Source organism: Rubrivirga sp., assembly GCF_049648075.1.
GTDB lineage: Bacteria > Bacteroidota > Rhodothermia > Rhodothermales > Rubricoccaceae > Rubrivirga.
Window position 1 is genome coordinate 1 of sequence record NZ_JBARYR010000334.1, and the last position, 8,150, is coordinate 8,150.

Sequence of the window (8,150 nt, forward strand, 5' to 3'; positions counted from 1 at the left end):
CGTTCTACCGCTCTGAGGCCGGCCGGTACGTGGGGCGCCGGAGCGCCGTCGGCCGCGCCCGGGCGTCCACGCGGGACTACCTCGAGACGCTCCTCGCGCTCACCGACTAGCGACCTGCTCCGGCCACCTCGGCGCTCGGTCGACCTCGAGGACGAGCGGAGCCGCATCGAGGTCGAGACCCGATGGGCCATGTGTACGTTCATGCTGTCCTTCCGATCTGGTCTCATGCGTTCCCTCCTCCTCGCCCTCGCGCTCTGTTCGTCCGCCGCGGCCCAGCCCACCGCCGCAGACTCGGCACTCGTGGGCCGGCTCGTGGACGGGCTCCGCCTCGAGATCGGCGTCGAGGGCATGAACGCCATGGCGGACAGCATGAAACTGATGACCAGCCAGATGCCGGGCGGGATGGGCGGGGCCATGTCCGCCGCGTTCCGCACCGACCTCGAGGACGCCGAGGCCGCCGTCCGCGCGAGCCTCCTCGAGGACCACCGGCCGGACCTGGTCCGCGACGCCATCGCGTTCCTCGACGGACCCGCCTACGACCGCATCTTGGCCGCCACCCCGTTCAGCCCAGCCTCGATGGGACCCCAACAGATGATGCAGCTCGCCGAAGACCCCGGCGACGGCCCCATGGCGGACTCCGTGCTCACAGTGCGGTACGCCCGCGCGATGATGGCCGCCACGCAGTCCCCCGAGCTCCAACGGGCCACCATCGACATCATGGTCGAGTCGATGCCCCCGTCGGTCGCTGCGTTCTTCGACCAGATGGGCGGTCTCGAGGCCATCGCTGAGGCGGGAATGGGGGACGACATGCTCGAGGCCCAGCTCTCGATGATGCTCCCTGCCTTGCGCATCTCCCTCGCCGACGTGCCAGAGAACGACGTGCGCGCTGCGACGGACTTCTACGAATCGGAGGCGGGGCAGTACGTCATGTTCCGCACCACCCTCGCCTCGATCCGACTCCAAATGCCGGCCATGATCGAAGCGATGGCGCCGATGCTCTCCATCCTCGACGACACGGCGAAGCAGACACGGCCCGACGCGCCGCCGCCGGCCCCACCCTCCGATCCTGGCGTCCTCGAGGTCGCCGATGTGATGCCCGAGATCATCGGCGGGATGGCGGCCCTCCAGTCGCGCGTGGTCTACCCCGAGTCCGCCCGCGACGATGGAGCCGAAGGCCGGGTGATAGTCGAGTTCGTGGTCGCTCCAGACGGGTCGGTCCGCGACCTCGAGGTCGCCCGCTCGCCCGACGACCGGCTGAGCGAGGCCGCCCTCGAGGCCGTGCGTGGGACCCGGTTTAAGGCCGGCAGCGATGGAGGCAAGCCGGTCGCGGTCCGGTTCACGGTGCCCATCACGTTCCGGCTGCAGTAGCCGCCCTCGAGGACGAGATCACGACGGACGAGGGTCTGCCTTGGGCCGTCCCTAAATACAGATCCATGCGCAGACTCGTCCTCCTCTTCGCCTTCGTCTCCGTGTCCGCCGCCGCCCAAACGGCGACCGTCGATACGTCGCTCGTGAACCGCCTGACGCGCGTGCTCGGGCTCGACGCCGACGTCAGCATCGGGATCCGGTCTACAGATGCGACCGAGGCCACCGCGGCCCCCACGATGGTCAGCCTAGGGGACTCGGTCGAAGTCGCCATCGTGGAGGAGTACGATCCGGCGCTCCTCGAGGACGCGCTTTCCTTTCTCGAAGGCCCGGCGTTCCAGCGGCTCGAGGCGTCCCAGCGGGCCTGGTTCGCAGATCAGTCTCCCGAGGACATGATGGCGCTCATGAGCAGCGGAGGCCCTCCCGACGCTCCCCGCGCCGATTCGGCACTCGTCGTGGACTATGTCGACGCTCAAATCGCAGCCACGAGGCCCGACGACATCCGCCACGAATCGTTTCAGGTTGCTCGAGCCCAGATGGACCCCGCCGCGCGCTCCGTCCTCGACGACGCCGGCTTCTTCTCGGCCATGACATCGGACGGGGGGCAAGGCGACGCTCGCGCACGCTTTCTCGCGATCCGCTCCGCTCGGCTCCAACTCGCCGATGCAGACCCCGCTGACGTCCGCGCCGTCGCGTCCTACTACCGCTCCGAGGCCGGTCGCCACGTCGAGCGGCAGGTCGCTCTTGGGAGATCACGGGCTCAGCTTCCTGTCTTGGTGTCCTCGCTCGAGTCGATGGCCGAGCAGTTCCGAACGGCCCGCGGTCAGTAACCGCCCTCGAGGGCGCGTGACCCACTCGAGGCCGAGACGACGGTAGAGGTGGCGAACCCGCCTCGCCCTCGATGCTCCGCCTCCTCGCCCTCGTCTTGCTGCTTCCCTCGGCCACCGCAGCACAAACCCTCGACGTCAACACCGTCGCGGAGTCGCTCCTCAGCGCGTCGTGGTTCGAGGACGGCATCTCCGACCCGCCTAAGGGTCTCGACGCCTTCATCGACGCCGCGCACCGGGCGTACGTCGAAGCGTACCAGCGCTCGGCGCCCGCCGACCTCGAGGCCGACAGCCTCGCCCTCTCTGTCGGTGCCCTCGCATTTAACGTCCTCGACCTCGATGAGTCTATCCTCGCCACGGAGGACGAAGAGGCGCTCTCGAACGCGATGTTCCTCGGCGAGATCTCCCCGAGCCTCCGCCTCGCTGACTCCGTCCACGTCCACCGCTACCTGACCGCGTCCGGGTACCTCGACCGGTCCGCGGAGATGAAGCGCCTCGAGGCCGCGAGCCCTCACAACGTGTCCGGCGCCTCCTTTACCCTCGAGCAGCAGCAGACCTTGGTCGATGCCCACCGGCAGTTCATCTGGTCCCAGACCCACGTCCTGTTCCGCTACGTGCTCCGCGACGTGGCCGCATCCGACCTCGAGGCCGTGATCGCGACCCACGAGAGCCCAGACGGTCGAGACGCCGTCGAGCGCTCCATCGAGGCCGTCGCCACGCTTCAGCCGTTCGCGGACGCGATGCTCGCCTGGTCATCGGCCATCTTCGAGAACCTGGGCGAGGGGGCACCCGCGCCTCCACTGGTCGTCCCGGCGAGCCACTAGCGTCCTCGAGGTCGCTGACACAAGCCCGGCACCCCGCGTCGCTAGGTTCGACCCGTGCTCGACCTCGATTCCGACGACGCCCTCCTCTACGGCCACGACCCGACCGAGCGGATCGTCGCGCTGCACCCGACCGGCCCGGCCTCGATGCGGCTCTACCGCCGCCGCTCCCCGACCGAGGTCGTGACGGAAGACGTCCGGGTCCACCCGTTCTTTTTCCTGTCCGACGCCGACCTGCTGCGCGGCTTCCCACGCGACCGGTTCCAGTTCCAGGAGCTCGCCGGGCCGGGGTTCTTCAAGAACGTCGTCGCGTTCCCGGACCGCGGGAGCTACTTCGAGGCGCTGCGCCACATCGAGCGCAAGACGGAGACCGAGAAGTCGAGGCCGGACGAGGTCTACCTGCCCGGCTCGCCCGAGCAGCAGTACCTGATGCAAACCGGCCGGACGCTGTTCAAGGGGATGGCGTTCGAGGACCTGGTCCGCCTCCAGCTCGACATCGAGGTCTACAGCACCGCCGGCTTTCCCCAGGCGACGGTCCCCGAACACCGGATCATCCTGGTCGCACTGTCCGACTCGACCGGTTGGTCGCGACTGGTCGGCGATCCGCACATGACCGAGGAGCAAGTCCTGCGCGAGACGCTCGACTGGGTCAAGGAGCGCGACCCCGACGTCATCGAGGGCCACAATATCCAGTCGTTCGACTTCCCCTACCTGTTCGAGCGATGCCGGCGGTGGGGCGTGCCCATCGACATCGGCCGCGACGGGAGCACGCCGCGCACCTTCCCGACCTCGATGCGGTTCGCCGAGCGCCAGGTCGAGTTCGAGTCGACCGAGATCGCGGGCCGCCACGTCATCGACACGCTGCACCAGGTGATGGCGTTCGACGTGTTCAAACGCGACCTGCCGAACTACACCCTCAAGGGCGCTGCCAAGTACTTCGGCTTCGCACCCGAGGACCGGACCTACGTGCCCGGCGACCAGATCTCAAAGGTTTGGGACACGGACCCGCACCGGCTGATGGAATACGCCATCGACGACGCGACCGAGACGGAGCGGCTGGCCGCACACCTGTCCGGCAGCACGTTCTACCTCACCCAGATGGTGCCGATGCCGTACGGCCAAGCCGCGCGCACCGGGCCGGCGGCCAAGGTCGAGAGCTTGTTCGTCCGGGGCTACTTGCACGCTCGCCAGGCGCTCCCCCGCGCCGAGTTCGGGAGCCAGGTCGTCGGCGGCTACACGGACGTGTTCGTGACCGGCGTCGTCGGCCCGGTCGTCTACGCCGACGTCGAGAGCCTGTACCCGTCGATCATGCTCAACTACGACGTCCAACCCAAGGGCGACGCGCTCGGGCTGTTCCCGCGCCTGCTCCAACGGCTCACCGACCTGCGGTTCGAGACCAAGGACGCCATGAACGCCGCGTCCGGCGACGACCGCGCCGAACTCGACGCGCGACAAAGTGCCTACAAGATCGTCATCAACTGCTTCTCGCCTGACACGGACGTGATGACGACGACGGGTCCGCGGCGCGTTGGCGACCTCGAGGTCGGAGACTTCGTCTATGCCATCGACCCGGACACGCTCGAGCCAGCCGTGAAACCCGTCGAGGCCGTGTACTCGCAACGGTACACCGGTCCGATGGTCGAGATCAAGAACCGACACACGGACTTCCTCGTCACGCCCGAGCATCGCTTCCTCACCGCCCGCTTCCGCCCTGGTGGCACGTTCGCCGACTACGAATGGGAGACGGCGTCCAACCTACTCGAGGACTCGGTTCGCCGGAAGCTTCCGTCACTCGCGCCTCTGCCCGGTCGAGTCTCGTCCTCGAGGGTGTCGGTCGCCGCGCTGTGTGACCGCCACGGAATCGAGTACAAGACGGGACCTCGGGGGATCAAGGAGCACCGGCGTCAAGGCCGCTGGCAGCCCGAGTCGTTCGACCTCGAGGACTGGCTCGCCTTTGTCGGCTGGTACGTGAGCGAGGGGACCTCGTACAAGAGCATCCCCAAGACGTACGCGAACGGCACTGTGCGAGGCGAGAGCTACACCGTCACGCTCTGCCAGAAGCGAGCGGATGGCCGAGACGCGATCCGAGACCTCCTCGACCGCATGAGGTTCGCGTTTGGAGAAGGCCAGAGCGGTTTCACGTTCTCATCGCGCGTGTTCTATCGCGTCCTCGAGGCCGAATGCGGACGGGGCTCCTACCACAAGCGGCTTCCCGAGTGGATTTTCGGCCTCCCCAGTTCGTGTCTCCAGCACGTCTTCGACGCTCTCATGGCAGGCGATAGCGACGCCCACGGGAAGCGGTACACGACAGCCAGCCGCCAGCTCGCCAACGACTTTGTTCGGCTCTCTCTCCATCTCGGGCGACGCTCCTATGTGATGTCGCATGATGGAGCGTACCGGATCGCAGTGAACGATCCCAGCGCGACCGTTCCGAAGGGGCTGGCGCCAGTCGTCAAGGGCGGACATCGGCGTGAGGTTCAGTACGACGGCGAGGTCTTCTGTCTCTCGGTCGCAGACCATCACACGGTTCTGGCCGGGCGGAACGGGCTGTTCAACTGGTGCGGTCAGAGCTTCTACGGAAACATGGGCTTCGGCTACGCCCTGTTCAACGACTTCGCCGAGGCCGACCGCGTGGCCGCGACGGGCCAGGACCTGCTGCGCCAGATCATGACGCTCGCCCGCGAGGCCGGCGCCCAGGTCATCGAGGTCGACACCGACGGCGTCCTGTTCGTGCCGCCGTCCGACCTCGAGGGCGAAGAGCAAGAGCGGGCGTTCGTCCGGGCGCTGAGCGAGCAGATGCCCCCTGGCATCCGCATCGGGTTCGACGGCCGGTTCCGCCGGATGCTCTCGTACAAGAAGAAGAACTACGCCCTCCTGCGCTACGACGGAACGCTCAAGTTCAAGGGCTCGAGCCTGGTCTCGAGGTCGTCGGAGCGGTTTGGGCGGGCGTTCGTGCGCGACACGATCCGGCTGCTCTTGGACCAAGACGTCCAGGGCTTGCACGACCTCTACCTCCGCCACCGCCGTCAGATCGAGTCCCACGACTGGCAAGGGATCGAGAGCTTCCAGCGGACCGAGACGCTTAAGACCTCGCTCCTGGACTACCAACGCGCCGTCAACGCGAACGAACGGACGCGCTCGGCGGCGTACGAGGTGGCGCGGCGCGAGGCCGAGCGGACCGGTCGCAAGACGCGCATCGGCGACCGCGTGTCGTACTACATCGCCGAGGGCAACCGGACCGCTAGCGGTCCGGGGCGCGTGTTCGAGACCGCACGGGCGTCGGCGCACTGGGACCCGGCGGCGCCGGACGAGAGCACGGCGTTCTACCTCGACCGGCTCGACCAACTCGCGGCCCGGTTCGAGCCGTTCTTCGAGACGCCTGCCCAGTTCCGTTTGGTGTTTTCCGAAGAGGACCTGTTCGGCTTCGACCCGGCCGGCGTCACCCTCGTCGTTCGCGAGCGCGAGCCGGACGACCTCGAGGACGACGTGCCGTTCTAACGCTCCGACCTCGAGGACGAAACACGGCCGGCAGAACCTCTCGGCTCTCAGGCGACCCGGGCCTCCATCGAGGACGGCTCGACGAGCGGACGCAGAAACTCGACGACGCGCGCGATCACGGCGTCGGACCGCAGGATGCGCCGGTGGCCCAGGCCGTCCGTCGCCCAGAACGCCGTGGCCGCCTGGCCGGCCCGTCCGCCGTCCTCGAAAGGGACCTCGCGATCGGACCGGTCGTGGACGAGGAGCACGACGGGGCGACTCGGGCGCGACCGATTGGCGGCCGTGTCCACACGGATCCGTCGGTGGGCTCGACCTCGAGGACGAGCCGCGAGGTCGTCCGGCGGAGCCGATCTAAGGGCATGCACTATCCGATGACTACGGCGAACCCGGGACCGTACACGGGGTGTATCCCCACTCCACTACCCGAATCCCACCCGATGACCCGCGCCCTCCTCCTCGCCTTCGCCCTCGCCATCACCGGCTGCTCCTCGTCGTCGGCCCCCGCGATGGACACGGCCTCCACGATGACGATCGTCGAGACCGCCGTCGCGACGCCTGCCCTGTCGACACTCGTCACGGCGGTCCAGGCTGCCGACCTCGTCGAGACGCTGAACGGTCCCGGCCCCTTCACCGTCTTCGCCCCTACCAACGACGCCTTTGACGAGGTCCCGGACGAGACGCTCGCGAGCCTGCTCCAGCCGCAAAACCAAGCCCAGCTCCAGGGCCTCCTGACGTTCCACGTCGTCCCCGGCCGGCTCGCGGCGGCTGATCTCAGCGACGGACAGACGCTCACGACCGTGAACGGCGCCGACCTCGAGGTTCAGATCCGCGGCGGGGTGGTCATGATCGGCGACGCCGTCGTCCGACAGGCCGACGTGTTCGCGTCGAACGGCGTCGTGCACGTCATCGACGACGTCCTCATGCCGTAGGGCGCCGAGCGCTGTTTCGTCTTTCGGGGCGGCCTCTCGGGGCCGCCCCTTCTTTTTGCCGCACCTGGTCGGGATCCAGCCTCGAGGTCGGACACGCGAGGGGCCGTAGAACCTCGAGGGCGGGACCGAGACCGGGCGGCTGTCGTACCGACGTTGATGCCTCGCACCGCTCTCCTCCTCGGCGCCACCGGCCTGGTCGGCGGCCACGTCTTGGACCGGCTCATCGAGGCCGGCGCCTGGGACCGCGTCGTCACCCTCGGCCGCAGGCCGATGCCAACCGTCGGCGAGTGCCACGGACACCACGTCGTTGACTTTGACGCCCTCGAGAGCCGTGAGGCCGGCGCAGCCAACGAGCGTGGCCTGTTCACGTGCGACGACTATTTCTGCTGCCTTGGCACGACCATCAAGACGGCCGGCTCGCAGGCCGCCTTCCGCCGCGTCGACCACGGGATCCCGATCGAGGCCGCACGTCTCGCCCTCGAGGGCGGCGCGACGCAGGCCCTATTGGTGAGCGCGCTCGGCGCCGACCCGTCCTCGAGGGTCTTCTACAACCGCGTCAAGGGCGAGACCGAGCGTGATCTGGGGGCCGCCGGGTTCGAGTCGGTCGTGATCACGCGGCCGTCGCTGTTGTCCGGGGACCGCGACGAGGACCGGCTCGGCGAGCGCGTGGGGCTGGCTGTGCTGGGCGCGATCGAGCCGCTGATGATCGG

General features: G+C 68.3%; 7 protein-coding genes. 6 read left to right on the forward strand and 1 reads right to left on the reverse strand.

Going from position 1 to position 8,150, the window contains the following annotated elements; genetic code table 11:
* The first annotated feature begins 225 nt into the window (after nucleotides 1-225).
* The 4 genes from WBA11_RS09980 (at nucleotide 226) to WBA11_RS09995 (ending at nucleotide 6,511) form a co-directional block, all read left to right on the forward strand.
* The gene (locus WBA11_RS09980; RefSeq protein WP_424520549.1) at nucleotides 226-1,368 is read left to right on the forward strand and encodes an energy transducer TonB; all 1,143 of its coding nucleotides are present in this window, start codon (nucleotides 226-228) and stop codon (nucleotides 1,366-1,368) included.
* A 65-nt stretch (nucleotides 1,369-1,433) separates the two neighbouring features.
* Nucleotides 1,434-2,195 (forward strand): hypothetical protein, encoded by a 762-nt coding sequence (locus tag WBA11_RS09985; protein ID WP_424520550.1) that lies wholly within the window; start codon nucleotides 1,434-1,436, stop codon nucleotides 2,193-2,195.
* 71 nt (nucleotides 2,196-2,266) lie between these two features.
* On the forward strand, nucleotides 2,267-3,016 hold the full coding sequence (locus tag WBA11_RS09990) for a hypothetical protein (RefSeq protein ID WP_424520551.1): 750 nt from the start codon (nucleotides 2,267-2,269) through the stop codon (nucleotides 3,014-3,016).
* Nucleotides 3,017-3,070: 54 nt separating this feature from the next.
* On the forward strand, nucleotides 3,071-6,511 hold the full coding sequence (locus tag WBA11_RS09995) for a DNA polymerase domain-containing protein (protein WP_424520552.1): 3,441 nt from the start codon (nucleotides 3,071-3,073) through the stop codon (nucleotides 6,509-6,511).
* A 47-nt stretch (nucleotides 6,512-6,558) separates the two neighbouring features.
* Here WBA11_RS09995 and WBA11_RS10000 read toward each other — a convergent pair whose 3' ends face one another.
* The gene (locus WBA11_RS10000; protein ID WP_424520553.1) at nucleotides 6,559-6,759 is read right to left on the reverse strand and encodes a hypothetical protein; all 201 of its coding nucleotides are present in this window, start codon (nucleotides 6,757-6,759) and stop codon (nucleotides 6,559-6,561) included.
* A gap of 189 nt (nucleotides 6,760-6,948) precedes the next feature.
* On the opposite strand from WBA11_RS10000, the gene WBA11_RS10005 reads away from it, so the two are divergent.
* Nucleotides 6,949-7,440, forward strand: coding sequence for a fasciclin domain-containing protein (locus tag WBA11_RS10005; RefSeq protein WP_424520554.1), 492 nt, complete (start codon nucleotides 6,949-6,951; stop codon nucleotides 7,438-7,440).
* A gap of 156 nt (nucleotides 7,441-7,596) precedes the next feature.
* On the forward strand, nucleotides 7,597-8,150 hold a 554-nt coding region (locus WBA11_RS10010), incomplete at its 3' end, for an oxidoreductase (protein WP_424520555.1).

Coding starts and splice junctions, on each gene's coding strand:
- WBA11_RS10005 (WP_424520554.1), top strand. CDS start 6,949: ATGACCCGCGCCCTCCTCCTCGCCTTCGCCCTCGCCATCACCGGCTGC.
- WBA11_RS09985 (WP_424520550.1), top strand. CDS start 1,434: ATGCGCAGACTCGTCCTCCTCTTCGCCTTCGTCTCCGTGTCCGCCGCC.
- WBA11_RS09990 (WP_424520551.1), top strand. CDS start 2,267: ATGCTCCGCCTCCTCGCCCTCGTCTTGCTGCTTCCCTCGGCCACCGCA.
- WBA11_RS09980 (WP_424520549.1), top strand. CDS start 226: ATGCGTTCCCTCCTCCTCGCCCTCGCGCTCTGTTCGTCCGCCGCGGCC.